A 16,702-nucleotide genomic window follows, 5' to 3' on the forward strand; every position below is an offset into this window, starting at 1 on the left:
GGAATCGCGCTGAATAAGCATTTCCCGGCGCGGGCAAAGCATTGTCACGAACTGACCGGCGGCTTAAGGTGTGACCAAAGACGGCCGATTTCCAGGAGCTTTCCCAGTGCGCACAGAGATTTCCCTGCAGGCCGGCGACGGCACCTTTCACCGCCTTGCCGCCGACGAGCGCCCAGCTCGCGTGCTGGCCTTGCTGGAGCGGGTGGGCGCGACCCGGCTGAGCCTGCCGTCGGGCCTGTTGTGGCAGCTGTGCGAGGAACCGGCCGCACCGATCACCGATCTGGCCGCGCTGCGGCACATCAGCCATCACGGGCCGGTTCCCGCGCCCGGCGCCGAAGCCCGCGCGGCCGAGGTGTTCGGCGCGACGATCGAGCATGTGCCGGTGGCGCAGACACCGTTGGCCGAGCAGATGTCCGCGGCGGCCGAGGCGGCTGTCGGGCCGGTCGATCCGGATCGCGTTCGGGAGTTCCTGACCGCCCTCGACGACGCCGTGCTCGGGTCGATGCTGCTGACCACCGACGCAACCGACATCGACACCGCCATGTCCGCGCTGAACGCGCCGCCACGGCACCGGATCGTGCTCGAGCGCTGGCTCAAGGCCCTCCGGGAGAACCCGGGCCGGTCCAGCGATCCGCAGGTAGTGACCGCCGCTTGGGACCGGGCTCGCGCCGCGTGGTCCGGTGGATTGGGATCGGCCGCGTTCGTGGACTACCTGCGCGCCAACGCCGATCAGCTGCCGGCTCTGGTCTCCGGCGAGCAACAGGCCGCGCTGATCCTCTTTCCCGAAGGCCGCACCGACCTGGCCGACGCGGTCTACCGAGACACGATCACCGCACGCTATCTGAACACCGCGGTGGCCGCCGCCGTACAGGCTCTGCCCCGGCCGCTGCGCGTCCTGGAGGTCGGCGCCGGCACGGGCGCCACCACCGACGCGGTCATCGCCGCCATCGGCAACGCCCCCACGGAGTACGTCTTCACCGACGTGTCGAACTTCTTCCTCGGCATCGCCCGTGAACGGCTCGGGCAGCACCCGTGGCTGCGGTTCGGGCTGTTCGACATCGATCAGCCTGCTGCCGGGCAGCCGGCGGTCGCGGCCGGCGGCTTCGATCTGATCATCGCCGCCGGAGTGCTGAACAACGCGCGCAACGCCAACGACACCGTGCGCGAGCTGACCGGTCTGCTGGTGCCGGGCGGCGCGATGATCATCACCGAGCCGACCCGCGAGCACTACGAGATCCTCATCTCGCAGGCCTTCATGATGACCGAGACGACCGACGTTCGGGACAGCGCCGACGAGGCGATGTTCCTCACCCGTGAGCAGTGGCTTGACGTGCTGGCCGGGGCCAGGGCCGAGGTCGTCGCCGTGCTGCCGGCCGAGGATCATGCGCTGGCACCGTTGGGGCAGCGCCTCTTCCTTGCGCGTAGGCACGTCAGCTGATCCCGTCCGCGATACCCGCGACCGCTCCGGCCAGACTCGCCACCGGCAGCGGCTCGTGGTCCTGCCCAGGGCGCAACGCGGGATAGCCGAGGGCACTCGTCACGTCCTGCCACATCCGGCTCAACGTCAGGTGGTACTGCTCGGGCCTGTCCGCGCCAGGCAACCCGAGTACGACGGCGCGCAACGCCAGCAGATCCGCGCCGATCGCGGCGGGCCAGTGCCGCGAGAGCGATTCGCGGTAGCTCGGCGGCTGCGCCGGACCGAGCGCGAGCGAGCTCGCCGTACCCAGGTGGCCCGTACCCTCACCGGCGAAGTCGTATCGGTCGCGCACGGCCGCCGGGATGTGCAGCCGCGGGTTCCACACCACCGGGCCATGGGTGTCGGTGAGGCCGAGGCTGCCGCTCGCCGTACCGATGGTGATGCGATGCAGCAGGTGGATGTGGTTGTCGGGATCGTCCGGATCCACCTCGTTCTGGATCCGCAGGGTGAGCGGAATTCCGCCGATCGTGCCGTGCAGTACCGACAGCGGTCCTTCGTTGCCCACCGCAATGACCTGCCAAGGCCGCAGGACGCCCAGGGCGTCACCGAGAATATGCAGCAGCGGAAAGGCCACCTGCATCGAGCAGGCCGCGTCCACGTACGACGCCGCCCGGTCGGCCAGCAGTACGCGGGCCGCCGCGACAAATCGTCGTACAGCCGGTAGGTGCACGTACAGATCGCCCAGCCGGTACGTCGCACCGCCCGCGCGGGCCGCCCGGTAGCAGTCGGCCAGATCGCCTTGGTGCACGGGTTGCTCCTGCAGCACGTGGATGCCTCGCGCCAGGAACTCGCGGGCGATCTCGCTGCCCGGGCCACCCATCGCGCCGGAGCGCACGACGACGCACGCGACATCCACGTCGGCCGGAACCTCCGCGGGTGTGCGGTAGAGCGGCACCCCAACGCGCTCGGCGCAGGCGGTTGAACGGTCGCTGCCGCGGGCAACGATTCCGGCCAGCTCGTATTCCTGCGGAAGTGCCTGAATACCGGCCAGATAGAACTGCCCGAAGGTCGTACCGCAGACGACCACCCGCAGGCGCCTGGTCACAGCACGCCCTCCTCGACCACCGTCAGGTCCTCGATCGAGGCCGGCAGTACGGAGCAACGCGCCACCGCGCGAAGCCGGTCGATCGTGGCCACCGGGTCGAGCGCCGTCGCGGCACTCCACGCCCCAGGTAGAACGTTGCCCTCGAGCACGGCCGTGGCCGCCAGGCCCGCGACCGCGCCGGTGAGAACGGAGATACCCGGGCCACGCACGACAGCCGTCCGCGTCCGTGAACCACCACGACCCTGCACCACGAACGTCGTCCGGCCGGTCCTGCCCGCCAGGTCGAGCGCGGCCGAGCGGCACACGTCCTCGACCGCCTCGGCGCGGGAGGTACCGCGCGCGCGATCGAGGGCGGCCAGTAGGCGCTCACCTTCGATCACGCTGTACCAGGCGCCGCTGCTGAGATCCAGGTCGCGCGCCACCTGGCGGGATTCGTCGTCCAGGAACGGAAAGGCTGACACCGGGGTGGCGAGGTACGGCAGCATCACGTCGTGCCGGCGATGTAATGCCTCTGGTACTGCGCCGCCGTCCCGCCAGGCCGCCAGCGGTTCGTTGCCCATGCCGAGCACGCCGTCCAGATAGTCCTCCGCCGCCGCCTTGGTGAAGCGGTCAGCGACAGCAAAGTACGCCGTGAGGTGGTCGAGTCCACCGAGGTCGGCCGCCAGCCATCGCGGCACGATGCCCGACAGTCCCGGCAAGGCCCCGGCCGCGAGCATGACCGTGCGGCCGGCCACCCTGGCCTCGTCGTCCAGCGAGGTTCTCAGCGTCTCGTCCCCACCGGCGTCGACAAGATCCACACCTGCGCGCAAGACCGCCTTGGCGACCGTCGCGGAAAGCAGATGCGACGGCCCGGTGCAGTTGACGATCAGCTCGCAGCCCGCGATGAAGCGATCCAGGGATTGCTCGTCCGTCACGTCCACCGCGAATCCGCGACTGGCGTCCCGCCCGCCGATCCGAATCTGGCGGCCGGCCAGGATCGACGCGGCCGAACGACCGACCTCGCCGTAGCCACCGAGAATGCCGATCACAGCACGCCTTCCTCGGTGTCCTCGCCCAGCAGATCCGCGAAGACCGCGGCCACGGCCGCGAGGGTGCGCGCGGTGAACATCTCTCGTAGCGGCAGTTCGACGCCGAGCCGCTGGCGGGCCAGCTCGATGAACCGCGTCGCCTGCAGGCTGTCGCCACCGTGATCGAAGAAGCTCTGCTGCCGTCCGAAGCCGGCAACACCCAGCAGCTCGCACCACAGCCCGGCGATGGTCTCCTCGAGCTCGCCCACCGGCTGGTCGATGCTGCTGCCTTCGGCCATCGGCTGGTCCGTCCACAGCGCGGCGATCGCCGATCGATCCACCTTGCCGTTCGCGCTGAGCGGCAGCCACGGCAGCACCTCAAAGGCTTCGGGCACCATGTGGGCCGGGACTCGCGCCGCGACGTGTTCGGCCAGTCCGTCCAGGCTTGCCGCAGCCGACGGCTTGGTTGCCGACAGCATCACCAGGAACGACTTCTCGATCGATTCATGCCTGGCCTCGATCCAGCCCGCCTCCGCGAGACGATCGGTCCATACCGCGCCCGGCAGCATCGGCGAGGCGTCCAGGCGGTCGAGCAATGCGGCAGTGAGCATCGCGATCGGGGTCAGTTCGACTCGTTCGATTCCGATCAACCGCCCGCCGGGCTTGACCAGCAGAGCCGCAAGAGCCGGCCCCTGACCCGGCGCACGGTAGCGGTGCAGCGAGTTCGCCACGATCGCCACGTCGAACATGTGCAGGCGCTCCGCCGGCACCCGCCCGTTTACCTGCACGTGCGTGACGTCGTACCCCTGGCTCACGAGCGCCGCCGTCGTGCGGCCGTCTCCGTCCAGCTCGGCGATCGTCAGCGAGCGGTCCAGCCCAGCCGTCAGCCGATCGAAGGCGTGAGCGGCACCGGCGTCGGCCGCCGCGAGGTTCGACGGCGCGAGGATGTCGTCATCCAGCAGCAGCGCGACGTCCCGACGGCCGGCGAGAATCGCACGGTAGTCGTCCAGGCGGTCCAGCAGACGCCGGTGCGCCCGATCGACCAGGCCTTCGTAACCTTCGGTCGCGCCAGTCGGCTCGCGGTCCCGCGCGGCGGGCAATTCGGGACCATCCGTGTAGGTCCCGCCGGTCGTGCCGAGGACCTTCCGGCCAACGAGCCAGTCCAGCCACAGGCGCAGTACGCCGTCGAACTCGTCCGCGAGGCCGAGGCGGTCCGCGAAATCGGCGAAGGTGCCGGACTGCGGTTCGAGCAAGCGAACCAGAAACGCCTCGACCGCGCGGGACTCGTGCTCCAACGCGTTCGAGCGGAAGGCCTGGGTCTCACCGGTGGCCTCGACACCGCCCGCAGGGAGCGCGGGGACGACAGCCGGTACGACGGCCGCGGCCAACCGGCGAGCCGAGCCGGTTCCGACCACGGTGGTCACCGCGGCTCCCACGCCCGGGTGCGCCATCAGCGCCGCCTCGATCTCGCCGAGCTCGATCCGATGGCCACGGAGCTTGACCTGCTGGTCGGCCCGGCCGAGGAACTCCAGGGTTCCGTCCGGCCAATAGCGACCCAGGTCACCCGTGCGATACCACCGCTCGTTGCCTAGCGCAACGAACTGCCGCGCGGTCTGCTCGGGAGACCCGCGATATCCCTCGGCCACGCCGGCGCCACCGATCCAGAGTTCGCCCGCGACCCAGTCCGGACAGTCCCGGCCATCGGGCCCGACGACCCGGAAAGCCTGGTTGCGTAGCGGGAAGCCGTACGGGATCGACGGCCAGGCCGGATCGACCTCGTGCACCTCGAAGGCGTTCGACCAGATCGACGCCTCCGTCGCGCCGCCCATCGCGATGAACCGGCAGTGCGGCCAGAGGGCCCGCGCCCGCCCGGGCAGATCCAGCCCCACCCAGTCGCCGGAGACCAGGACCACACGCAGCGCCGGACCCGGTGTGGCGACGACCAGGAGCATGTCGAGCAGCGCCGGCACGGTGTTCCAGAGCGTGACCTGATGCCGGCTGACGAGGTCGAACCAGCGTCGCGCGTCGCGACGGCCGTCCTCCTCGATCGTGACGATGCCCGCTCCGGCCGAGAGCGGCCCGAAGATGTCGTACACCGAGAGGTCGAAGTCCAGCGCCGAAACCGCGAGAATCCGGTCGCCCCGCCCTACGCCATACCGGTCGTTGATGTCGGCAACGGTGTTGAGTGCGGCGCGATGGCTGATCTCCACTCCCTTCGGCGCGCCGGTCGAACCCGAAGTGAAGATGATGTACGCCAGCTGGTCCGGGTGGACCTCGATGGGCGCGGTCGGCGGCGTACCGGTCGGCAGCTGGTCGAGCACGACGCGCACGCCCGCGAGGTCGCGGATCCGCTCTTGCCGGACGGCGGGTTGATCGATGCCGATCGGGACGTACGTGCCGCCCGCGGCCAGGACACCCAGCACGGCGACGATCTGGTCCGGACCCTTGGGCAGGGTGATCGCGACGGGCTCGCCAGGCTGAACCCCCTGCTCCAGCAAGCCTCCGGCCACTGCGAGCGCCTTTCGCGCCAGCTCGCCGTACGACAACTCGCCGTCGTCCCAAACGATCGCCGTGGCGTCCGGCGTGGCCTTCGCGAGGTCGAAGAAGCCCGTGTGCAGAAGCCCTTCGGGACGTGGGCCGTCGGTGGCGTTGACCTGGGCACGGATAGCGCGCTGCGCGTCGGGCAGCAGGTCGGGCGCGTCACCGTGCCAGTCCGTCTCGACCAGCCAGTCGAGCAACTCGCCGTACGCCGCGAACATGTCGTCGAGCAGGCCCGCGGGGAACAACTCCTCGACGGCATCCCAGTTCAGGCTGATACCACCGTCGACCTCGGTCACCTGGTGGTCCAGCCACACCTGCGGAGTCTGCGAGACACCCCAGACCTGGTTGGTGAACGGCGCACCCGGTGCGGCCAGGTCACCACCGGACACCCCCAGCGCGGAGGTGAACACGACCGGAATGGTGAAACCCGCGTCGCCGGTCTTACGGCCGATATCGCGCTGCACCTGCACAGCCGAGACCTCACGATGATCAAGTGCGGCCCAAAGCTCCCCCTGGGTACGGCGAGCAGTGGCGAGCCAGTCTTCGCCGGGCTCGGGTCGATGCCCGACCAGCAGCAACGAGGTGAAGTCGCCCATCACGCGGCTCACGTCCGCGTGAACCTCGCGGCGATCGAACAGGGTCAGGTTGAGCGTCAGCTCGCGGTTCGTACTCCAGCGGCCGAGCACTTCGGCGAACGCGGCCAGCAACACCCCGGATGGGGTCAAACCGTGGTGCCTGGCCCGGTCGGTGATCGTCTGCCAGCGACGCGCGTCGAGACGGGTCTCGCGACGGGTGAAGCGCGGTGTGACCACCTCGGCGGGGTCGATCCGCAGCGGCAGCCGGGGCGCCGGCGGCAGGTCTTCGACCCGATCGGCCCAGTAGGCGCGCGCGGCTTCGAGCGCGGCCGGTTCGGGTGGCGCGCCGACGACGTAGTCCCGGAACGTCATTCCGACCGGCTCCAGCGGCGCAGCGCCCTCGTACAGGCTGGAGAGTTCGGCGTAGAAGCGCAGAATGCTCAAGGCGTCCAGGACCAGGTTGTCCATTCCGACGGCGAGCCTGTTCCCAGCCACCTTGATCGAGAACAACGGCCACTGCGCGGGATCGAAGACCTGATGCGATGCCGCCTCGCGAAGGCCCTCCGCCGTGGTGTCGATGACCTCGACCTTGAACGGCGGTACCTCCGCCAGCACCCGCTGGTTGCCCTGGGCATCGAAGACCGCGCGCAGCATGTCGTGCCGTCGTACCAGTTGATCGACCGCCGCTTCGAGCCGGGCGATGTCCAGCTCCGTCACCTCGTACTCGCGATAGAAGTGGCAGCCGATGTTGCCGAGGGTGAATCCCTCGCCGCGGCCGAGCCAGTAGGCCCGCTGCACCTCGGTGGGCGGGAACGGCTCGAACCGGGCATCCGGATCGGCGACCAGCGCGCGCTCGGTCCGGGCCTGGCCGAAGTGCAAGGTGGCGGCGAAGTCGGCCAACACCGGATGCGCGAACAACGCCGACAGCGTGACGCCCTCGAGCCCGGCGGCTCGCAGCTTGCCGACCAGGCGAGTGGCCAGCAGGGAGTCGCCGCCGATCGCGAAGAAGTCGTGCTCGCGACCCACCCCGGCGATGTCGAGCAACTCCGACCACGCCGCCGCGACAACCGTCTCGACCGGGCCCTCCGGTGGGCTCACGGCGTCATCGCCGAGGTCCAGCGCCAGCAAGGCGGCCCGAACACCCGGGCGATCGATCTTTCCGTTGGGCGTCAACGGCAGCGCCGGCAGTACGGCGATCCGGTCCGGGATCATCGCGCTCGGCAGGCGTTCGGCCAGGAAGGCCTTCAGCTGCGCCAGGTCCGGCCGGCCGGTCACGGCGGCGCCCAACGTACGCGGGCCAAGGGCCGCCGCGATGCCCTGGTCAACGGCCGGGAACGCGGTCAGCGCTGACTCGATCTCGCCCAACTCGATCCGATGACCGCGAACCTTCACCTGGTGATCGGCCCGGCCGAGGAACTCCAGCGTGCCGTCGGCCCAATACCGGGCCCGGTCGCCGGTGCGGTACCAACGGGTGCCGTCAACCGTGACGAACCGGTCGGCCGTCCGCTCCGGGTCCCCGCGATAGCCGCGCGCGACACCCGCGCCACCGATCCACAGCTCCCCTGGCACCCAGTCGGGACAATCCCGGCCAAGCGGATCGACCACCCGGCAGACCACGTTCGCCAGCGGCACGCCGTACGGCACGGAGGTCCAGTGCGCGGGTACGTCCGCCACTTCGAGCACGGTCGAGTGGATCGCCGTTTCCGTCGTACCGCCGAGACCGGCGAACCGGGCCGACGGCGAAACCTGGCGAAGGCGGCCGGGCAGATCGGTCGTGACCCAGTCGCCGCCGAGCAGTACAACCCGCAGCGGCAGCGTCGCGCCTTCGGCGGCGGTGAGCGTCATGTCGAGCAAGGCGGGCACGCAGTTCAGCACGGTGACCCGATGGCGGGTGATCAGGTCGACCCACGCGGTGGCGTCGCGCCGTTCGTGCTCGCGCGGGAAGACCACCGCGGCACCGACCGAGAGCGGGCCGAACAGATCGAACACCGACAGGTCGAAGTCCAGCGCCGAAACGGCCAGCGCGCGATCGTTCGCCGTGAGTTCGAACCGCTGGTTGAGATCGGCGATCGTGCTCATCGCCGCCGCGTGCGTCAGCTCGACGCCCTTCGGCGTGCCGGTCGAACCCGACGTGTAGATGACGTAGGCCAGCTCGGAGCCGGCCCGTGGCTCGGCCGGCGGTTGACCAGAGACCAGACTGTCCAGCACGAGCCGGACGCCCGCCGCGGTACAGATCCGCTCCTTGCGCAGGGCCGGCTGATCCACCCCGATCGGCAGGTACGCCGCCCCGGCCGCAAGTACGCCGAGCACCGCGACAGCCTGTTCGGGCCCTTTCGGCAGGCTCACCGCCACGAGGTCGCCGGGTTCGATGCCCTCAGCAACGAGATGGCCCGCTACGGCGAGCGCTTGCGCGGCGAGTTCGCCGTACGTCAGCTGCCCCTCGTCACCCCACAACAGTGCTGGCGCGTCCGGATTGGCCACGGCCTGCCGGAAGAACCCGTCGTGCAGACGATCGGTCCCCTCAGGGACGGCGGTGTCGTTGGCGCTCGCCCGTACGTCGAGCTGGGCCGCGGGCAGGAGGGCTGGAACCGGCTCGTCCCAGGCCTCGGCACCGGAGAGCAGGCGATCGAGCAAGGTGCTGTAGGCCTCGAACATCGCGTCCAGCACACCCGGCGCGAACGCGTCCTCGCGAGCGTCCCAGTTGACCAGCAGGCCACCGTTCAGCTCGGTGACCTGCGCGTCGAGCCAGACCTGCGGGCCTTGTGAGATGATCCAGGACGCCTCGCCGAAGCACTCGCGCACCTCGCGCGGGAAGAGCTCACCCAGGCCGAGCGCGCTCGTGTAGACGACCGGCGCGAGCACGCGTTCGCCCTTGGCCCGGCTCAGGTCGCGGAGCACCTCGACCCCGGAGTACGACGTGTGGGCGGCGTCCGCGTGGAAGCGTTCCTGCAGCCGGGAGGCCCGTTCCGCGAAGGTCCCCGGGGTGGCGCCGTGCCACGCGAGCAGAACCGAAGAGGTGAAGTCGCCGACGAGCCGGCCTACCTCGGCATGGACTGGCTCGCGATCGAACAGTGGCAGGTTCAGGATGAAGTCGGGCTCCGCGCTCCACCCGGTCAGGGTTTCCGCGAAGACCGCCGCGAGCGACATCGCCGGGGTCAGCGCGTGCTTGCGGGACAACCGCTCCAGCTGGCGCAGCCCCTCCGGATCCAGCCATCGATGCCGACGCAACACCGTGGTGGCGGCACTGACGTCGTTTCGGACCGGCAACTGGGGCGCGGCCGGAAGATCGCCAAGCCGGTCCTGCCAGTAGTCGCGCGCGGCAGCTGATTCGCCCGGTCCGCGATCGGCTTGGTACTGCGGATAGCTGTAGGCGATCGCGGGCAGCGCCTCGCCTTGGTAGAACTTCGCGAGATCGGCCAGCAGTACCCGCAGGCTGAGGGCGTCGGCGGCGACCATATCGAGGTTGACGTGCACTCGGGTCCGCCCGGCCGGAAGCAGCGACAACTGAACGTCGAAGACCTCGCCCGCGGTGATGTCGAGCGTGCGATGGGACAGGCTGGCGCGGAGTTCGTCCAACGCCGCCTCGGCGTCGTTCGTCTCGCGAAGGTCGTGGACCCGCAGACCGGGCCAAGGACTTTCCGGCAGAATCCGCTGACGGCCGTCGTCGAGCACCTGAACGCGCAACATGCCGTGCCGGTTCAGCACCTTCCGTACGGCGCTTTCCAGCCGTCGCGGGTCGACGTCCCTGCCGTCGAATTCGTCGTAGAAGTGCGCCGCGACGCCACCGAGCTGCTGGCCCTCCGCCCGACCCACCCAGTACGCGTGCTGCATCAAAGCCAGCTCGAACGGCTCGAACTCGTCCACCGGGGTCGACGGTTCGGCCGCCTGCGCGGGTGAAGTTGCCTCCAGCAAGGAACGCCAGGCGGCCAGGGTCGGCGTACCGGCCAGGTCGGCGAAGGCGATGTCGAGACCCGCCTTGCGCCACGCGCCGGCCAGCCGCATCAGCGCGATCGAGTCCAGCCCCAGCTCGATCAGGTTGTCCCCGGCGCCGATCGATGCCGGATCGACCTCGAGTACGGCGGCTACCCGGGCCGGTAGTTCGGCGACAGCGGTCGCGACGGCCTCACGTTCGTACGGCAACTGGTTCCCCACCCTCATCTGGATTGACCGGACTGGACGGCAGCCCGGCGGTTCGGTCTGATCCGGTCAGGCCGCGGCGGCGTCGCGCAACGAGTCCGCGACGAGTTCGAGCACGGCGTCCCGCTCGGAAACGAGATAGAAGTGATCCCCACGGAACCGCTCGATCCGCAACTCCCCTGCGGCGTGCGCGCTCCAGCGCTCGGCCTGAGCCGGCGTGACCTCCGGATCGGCATCGCCGAGCAGCACGGTCATCGGGCAGGCCGGTTCCGGACCCGCGGACCAGCGGTAGGTCTCGGCCAACCGGTAATCGGAGCGGATGGCCGGCAGGAAAAACGCCCGCAGCTCTGGCGAACTGAACAGCTCCGGCGCGGTGCCGCCCAATCGGGTCAGATCCGCCACCAGGCCGTCGTCATCGCGTTGATGCACGTCGCCCTCGACCACCTCGCCGGGCGCGTGCCGCCCGGAGACGAACAGGTGGCACGGCTCGATTCCCCACTTCGCGAGCTGCCGCGCCACCTCGTACGCGACCGCCGCCCCCATGCTGTGGCCGAACAACGCGATCGGCCGGTCGGCCAGCGGCCGCAGTGCCCGGGCCACCGCCGGTGCCAGCACCGCCATCGACTCCAGACACGGCTCCGAGATCCGGTCGGCCCGGCCTGGATACTGCACGGAGCTGACCTCGATATCGGCCGGCAAGGCGGCGGACCAGTCGGCGAAAAAGTTCGCGGACCCACCGGCATGAGGCAGGCAGACGAGCCGCATCCGGGCGAACGGACGCGGCTCCCGACATCGGAACCAACGGGCGGTGACGGCAGCGGCGGGCGGCATTTTGGGCGACTCCTCGGCAGGGTGAATCGCGACGGCATCGCGTCTGCAACGGCTCCTCAGGCGGGAATCCGCGCCATTGCATTGCGGGCACAATCGACTTAGGTTAACCTAACTTTTGGTTGAACGGCGTGCAACCATGGGGATGCTCACAGGCCGGATACCGGGTGGCGCCGGCCGCCTGCAGCACTATAGGTTATGAAAACCATTATCATCTAGAGGTTCAGCTGATCTGCCTCTCCCCCGCCCTGGAGGTTCCCCATGCTCAGCCGCCGTGAGCTGCTGCTGTCCGCCGGCCTGTCCGCGGGCGCCGGTGTGCTGCTGACCGGTTGCAGTTCCGCCGAGCCCGCCGCCGCACCCGTACGCGCCGGCGCCGCCATCACCCCTCGTACCGGCGGAACGTTGCGAGCCGTGTTCACCGGCGGCGGCGCCACCGAGTCGCTCGACCCGTTCGCCGGCGGCTCCCCGGTCGACCTGGTTCGCCATGACGTGGTCTTCGACTCGCTCTTCACTTTCCGGGGCAACGAGCTCGCGCCCGCATTGGCCGAATCGGCGGTGCCCGCCGCGAATGGGCGATCGTTCCTGCTGAAGCTGCGCGAAGGCGTCGTATGGCACGACGGCTCGAAGTTCACCGCGCGCGATGTGCTGGCGAGCTTCCAGTACATGTCCGCGCCGCAACGGCCCTACCCGAGTGAGCTTTCCGCCTACTTCGACTTCAGCGCGGCCAAGGTCGTGGACGAGCTGACGCTGTCGGTGCCGACCCGCCAGGCCGTGGGTGATCCCGCTCTGCTGCTGGCGGCGTTTCCCGCCAAGATCGTGAAGAGCGGCGTGACGGCCACCAAGGCCATCGGCACCGGCCCGTACCGCGTTGAGGCCTTCGCGGCCGGGCGCGAGACTCGGCTGAAGAAGTTCGAGCAGTACTGGAACGGCCCGGCGTATGCCGATGAGATCGTGCTGACGAGCCTGACCGATCCGCAGGCCAAGGTGAACGCCGTACTGACGGGCCAGTCCGACTACACCGCGGACATTCCCTATACCTCCGCCAAGACCGGTGCCAACAGCAACGACCTGGAGATCCGCACGGCCGGCGACCTTGGCCGGGTCGGCTTCGGGTTCGTGCTCAACGCCACCAAGGCGCCGTTCCGCGACCCCCGGGCCCGAAAGGCCGTCCGACTCGGCATCGACCGGCAGGCACTGGTGGACAGCGTGCTACTCGGTTACGGGCGGCCCGGCAACGACCTGTTCGGGGCCGGCAGCAAGTACTTCGACGCGCGTGAACCGCTCGCCCGCAATGTCGACGAGGCTCGCAAGCTGGTGCGGGCCGCCGGCATCGAGGGCGCCACGGTCACCTTCCGCACGGCCGAGTACGAGATCGGCTACAACGCCTCGACCCAGCTGGTGGCCGAACAGCTCAAGGACATCGGGCTGACCGTCAAGGCCGACGTCGTCGGTGTGCCCGAGTTCTTCGACGTGAAGGCTCTGGGCCAGACCGACGGCATCGTCTTCTCGATCGGCGCGATCCCGCTGCTCGTCGCGTACACCCGGCTCGCGGCGTACCCGACCCTCGGGCTGCCCGACAACCAACTGCGCGCGGCCGTGTCGACCGCCCTGGCCTCCACCGACGAGAAGCAACGGCAGCGCGCCTGGGTTTCGGTCCAGACGGTGATGGCCGATCGCGGCAACACGGTGGTGTGGGGATTGGCCGACACGCTCAGCCTCGCCCGCAAGAACGTCGCCGGGGTCGAGGTCCGTGGACAGGCGAAGTACCCGTACCTCGGCAAGGCCGGCCTGGCGTGACGACGGCCCATCCGGTCCTGCGGCACGTCGCGGGCCGGCTGGTGACCAGCCTCTGCCTGCTGGCGGGCCTGTCGTTCCTGGTGTTCGTCGGTGTGGAACTTCTGCCCGGCGATCCCGTCAGCAGCCGGCTCGGCCCGACCGCGACCCCCGAACGCATCGCGACCATCCGTGCCGAACTCGGCCTCGACCGCCCGGTACTGACGCGATACGGCGAGTGGCTGGGCGGAGTGCTGCACGGCGATCTCGGCACGTCCTCGATCGGGCAGCCTGTCACCACCTTGCTCAGCAGCCGGATCGGCAACTCCGCGCTGCTCGCCGGTCTGGCCATCGCGTTCCTGGTACCGCTGTCACTCGGTTTCGGCGTACTGGCCGCGTGGCGCCGGGGCCGAACGGCCGATCGGGTCATCTCGTCAGGTTCGCTGCTGCTGGTATCGCTGCCCGAGTTCGTGGTGGCGGGATTCCTGGTACTGGTGCTGGCCGTGACGTTGAGGTTGCTGCCCGCGGTGTCGCTGGTCCCCGCAGGGTCGAGCCCGTTGGCCCGGCCGTCGGTGCTGGTCCTGCCCGTGCTGAGCCTGCTGCTTGTCGGTCTGGCCTACGCGACGCGGGTCATCCGAGCGGCCGCGGCGACCACCTTGCGCGCGCCGTACATCGAGTTCCTGCGATTGAGCGGGCGCTCGGAGGCCGAGGTGATTCGGACCGCCGTCGTGCCTTCGGTTCTGCCGGTCGCCGTACAGGTCTGGCTGTTGACCGGGGTGAGCATGGTCGGAGGGGCGGTGCTGGTGGAGAAGGTGTTCGGCTACCCGGGTATCGGTGAACTACTGGTCACGTCGGTACAGACCGGGGATCTGCCGGTGGTGCAGGCGCTCGTCCTCATTCTCGGGGCGGCGACTCTGACCGTGCTGGTCCTGGCCGATCTCGCCATCATCGCGTTGACGCCGCGGCTGCGCACGGGAGGTGCCGCATGAAGCGCCTTCGCGGTTGGGCGGTTACCGGTGGCTGGACGGTGTTCGCCGTTGTGCTGGTAGTGATCCTGGTCGGTCCGATGATCGCGCCGCACACCGCGACACATCCGGTCGGACCACCGTTCTCCCTGCCGTCCGGGAACGCGCTGCTCGGCACGGACCACCTCGGCCGCGACGTGTTGTCACGCCTGCTCCATGGCGGCCGGCCCTTGCTGGTAACGAGCCTTGCCGCCGCTCTGGGTGGGACGTTGGCCGGCACGCTCGCCGGCCTGCTAGCCGCACTGGCCAGTTCCGGACGGCGTTGGCTCGAACCGGTCCTGATGCGACCGCTCGACGCGATCGCCGCCGTACCGCCGATCTTGTTGTTGCTGCTGTGCCTGACCGTGATGCCGAACCGGACCGGGCTGATCCTCGCCGTGGCGATCACGAGCGCGCCGTTGTCCGCGCGGGTTGCCCGGGCGGCCGCGGCCCAGGTGACGGGTCGCGCTCACGTGGAGAACGCGATCGCCCGGGGTGAAAGCTGGACCTGGCTGCTCGGCCGGGAGATCCTGCCGCTCGTCGCCGGGCCGCTGCTCGCCGATCTCGGCGTACGGTTCGTCGCCGCGGTGTACCTGGTCGCGGCAGCGGGCTTCCTCGGCTTGAGTACGTCGGACTCGGATTGGGGCCTGCTGATCGTTGAGGCATTGCCAGGCGCGGCACTGCAGCCGTGGGCCCTGCTGATGCCGGTCGCGGGTGTGGCCCTGCTTGCCGTCGCCGCCAACCTCAGCTCCGACCGGCTGGCACACCGATCACGAGGGCTGCTCGCATGACCCCGTTGCTACAGGCAACCGATCTCACCCTGGTGGCGGGTGCACGGCCGATCGTCGAGCGGGTTTCCTTCGCTCTTGCCGCCGGTGAGGCCGTCGCGATCACGGGCGCATCCGGCTCCGGCAAAACCAGCCTGGCGATGGCCATTCTCGGCCACCTGCGCGAGGGCGTCACCCACACTGGCGGATCCGTAGTGGTCGATGGACTGGCCTCCCTGCCCGTGCCACCGCCCGGGCTACGCGGCGGCCTGATCGGGTACGTCGGCCAGGACCCGGGCTCCTCGCTGAATCCGTACGCCCGGATCGGCAAGACGTTGCTACAGGCAACTGGTCGCCGGGTGGCCCGGCGAGAACGCGCGGGGGTGGTCGCGGCACTGCTCGATCGGGTCGGCCTTCCCGATCTTGGCACGCGATATCCGCATCAGCTGTCGGGCGGCCAGCAGCAACGCGTGGTGATGGCGGCCGCGCTGGCACGCGATCCACGCCTGCTTGTCCTCGACGAACCCACCACCGCGCTCGACCTGGTCGCGAAGGCCGAGGTGGTCGCGGAACTGCGCCGCCGATCGGTTGAAGGCGTCGCGCTGCTGTGGATCACCCACGATCTCGGTTCGGTCCGGTCCGTGGTGGACCGGGTGATCGTGATGGACGGCGGGCGGGTGGTCGAGGACGGACCTGTCGCCGACGTTCTCGACCGGCCGGTCTCCTCCGCCGCGAAGCACCTGCTGACCAGCGCCTGCACGACGGCCTCGACCACGGTCACCGGTCCACCGGTGCTCCGTGCCGCGGGCATCGTCGCGGCCTACGGACGGCACGCGCCCGTCCTGACCGACGTCGGGCTGGACGTCCGGGCCGGCGAATGCCTCGCGGTTCTCGGGGCCTCCGGCGTGGGCAAGAGCACTCTGGCCCGCACCCTCGCGGGACTCCACCGGCCCAGCGCCGGAACGCTCATGCTGCAGGGCGAGAGCCTTGCGTGGGACATCCATCGCCGGAGCCGGGCGCAGCGTGCCGCCGTACAACTTGTCGGGCAGAACCCGGCAGAGGCGCTGCATCCTCGGCAGACCGTGCGGACGGCGCTCGAACGACCCTTGGTCCGGTTGCGGGCACTACCGCAGAGCGAGTACGCCGGTGAGGTGAAGCTGCTGCTGGACGCGGTCCGGCTGCCGGCCGAACTGGCCGACCGGCTACCCGGCGAACTGTCCGGGGGCCAACGGCAACGAGTCGCGCTCGCACGCGCACTGGCCGCCAGGCCGGAGGTGATCGTGTGCGACGAGATCACCTCAGCGCTCGATACCGTCACTCAGTCCGACGTCCTGCGCATGCTGACCGAACTGCGAGCCGAACTGGGCCTGGCCATCGTGCTGATCACGCACGACCCGGAAGTGGCCGCCACCGTGTCCGACCGCCTGCTGGTGCTGACCGGTGGGCGCGTCACCCGGACCGGCCCAACGGCAGAACTGCTACCGCCCTCGGAATCACCCGAGCAACGCGTCCGGCACCTGCTGGCAAATTCCTGAAGTCCCTTGACGG

At 69.8% G+C, this 16,702-nt stretch carries 9 protein-coding genes; 5 read left to right on the forward strand and 4 right to left on the reverse strand.

All coding sequences use genetic code 11. From position 1 onward, the window contains the following. The first annotated feature begins 106 nt into the window (after positions 1-106). Positions 107-1,438: a class I SAM-dependent methyltransferase gene (locus ACFFGN_RS05095; RefSeq protein WP_380044125.1), complete on the forward strand. Its 1,332-nt coding sequence runs from the start codon at positions 107-109 to the stop codon at positions 1,436-1,438. On the opposite strand, the gene ACFFGN_RS05100 is transcribed toward ACFFGN_RS05095, so the two are convergent. The 4 genes from ACFFGN_RS05100 to ACFFGN_RS05115 are packed head-to-tail and all read right to left on the reverse strand — an operon-like array spanning position 1,431 to position 11,547. After that, complete coding sequence (locus ACFFGN_RS05100; protein ID WP_380044126.1) at positions 1,431-2,522, reverse strand: Gfo/Idh/MocA family oxidoreductase; 1,092 nt, start codon at positions 2,520-2,522, stop codon at positions 1,431-1,433. The two genes, ACFFGN_RS05095 and ACFFGN_RS05100, sit on opposite strands and share 8 nt — an antisense overlap. Continuing rightward, the gene (locus ACFFGN_RS05105) at positions 2,519-3,550 is read right to left on the reverse strand and encodes a saccharopine dehydrogenase family protein (protein WP_380044127.1); all 1,032 of its coding nucleotides are present in this window, start codon (positions 3,548-3,550) and stop codon (positions 2,519-2,521) included. The genes ACFFGN_RS05100 and ACFFGN_RS05105 overlap by 4 nt, the downstream gene beginning before the upstream one ends. Continuing rightward, the gene (locus ACFFGN_RS05110) at positions 3,547-10,803 is read right to left on the reverse strand and encodes a non-ribosomal peptide synthetase (RefSeq protein WP_380044128.1); all 7,257 of its coding nucleotides are present in this window, start codon (positions 10,801-10,803) and stop codon (positions 3,547-3,549) included. Before ACFFGN_RS05110 ends, ACFFGN_RS05105 begins: the two co-directional genes overlap by 4 nt. Before the next feature lie 48 nt (positions 10,804-10,851). Continuing rightward, entirely contained in the window at positions 10,852-11,547 is a 696-nt protein-coding gene (locus ACFFGN_RS05115; protein WP_380044129.1) for a thioesterase II family protein, read from the reverse strand. A gap of 324 nt (positions 11,548-11,871) precedes the next feature. Between ACFFGN_RS05115 and ACFFGN_RS05120 the strand changes: the two genes are divergently transcribed. The 4 genes from ACFFGN_RS05120 to ACFFGN_RS05135 are packed head-to-tail and all read left to right on the forward strand — an operon-like array spanning position 11,872 to position 16,689. Next, positions 11,872-13,407 carry an ABC transporter substrate-binding protein gene (locus ACFFGN_RS05120; RefSeq protein ID WP_380044130.1) on the forward strand — a complete coding sequence of 512 codons (1,536 nt, stop codon included), beginning with the start codon at positions 11,872-11,874 and terminating at the stop codon, positions 13,405-13,407. Continuing rightward, a complete protein-coding gene (locus ACFFGN_RS05125; protein ID WP_380044131.1) occupies positions 13,404-14,372 on the forward strand; it encodes an ABC transporter permease in 969 nt (322 codons plus the stop codon). The genes ACFFGN_RS05120 and ACFFGN_RS05125 overlap by 4 nt, the downstream gene beginning before the upstream one ends. Continuing rightward, on the forward strand, positions 14,369-15,178 hold the full coding sequence (locus ACFFGN_RS05130; protein WP_380044132.1) for an ABC transporter permease subunit: 810 nt from the start codon (positions 14,369-14,371) through the stop codon (positions 15,176-15,178). The genes ACFFGN_RS05125 and ACFFGN_RS05130 overlap by 4 nt, the downstream gene beginning before the upstream one ends. Beyond that, positions 15,175-16,689 carry an ABC transporter ATP-binding protein gene (locus ACFFGN_RS05135; protein ID WP_380044133.1) on the forward strand — a complete coding sequence of 505 codons (1,515 nt, stop codon included), beginning with the start codon at positions 15,175-15,177 and terminating at the stop codon, positions 16,687-16,689. The genes ACFFGN_RS05130 and ACFFGN_RS05135 overlap by 4 nt, the downstream gene beginning before the upstream one ends. The last annotated feature ends 13 nt before the right edge of the window (positions 16,690-16,702 follow it).

This window comes from Kribbella deserti (genome assembly GCF_042434725.1).
In the GTDB taxonomy this organism is placed as follows: Bacteria; Actinomycetota; Actinomycetes; order Propionibacteriales; family Kribbellaceae; genus Kribbella; species Kribbella deserti.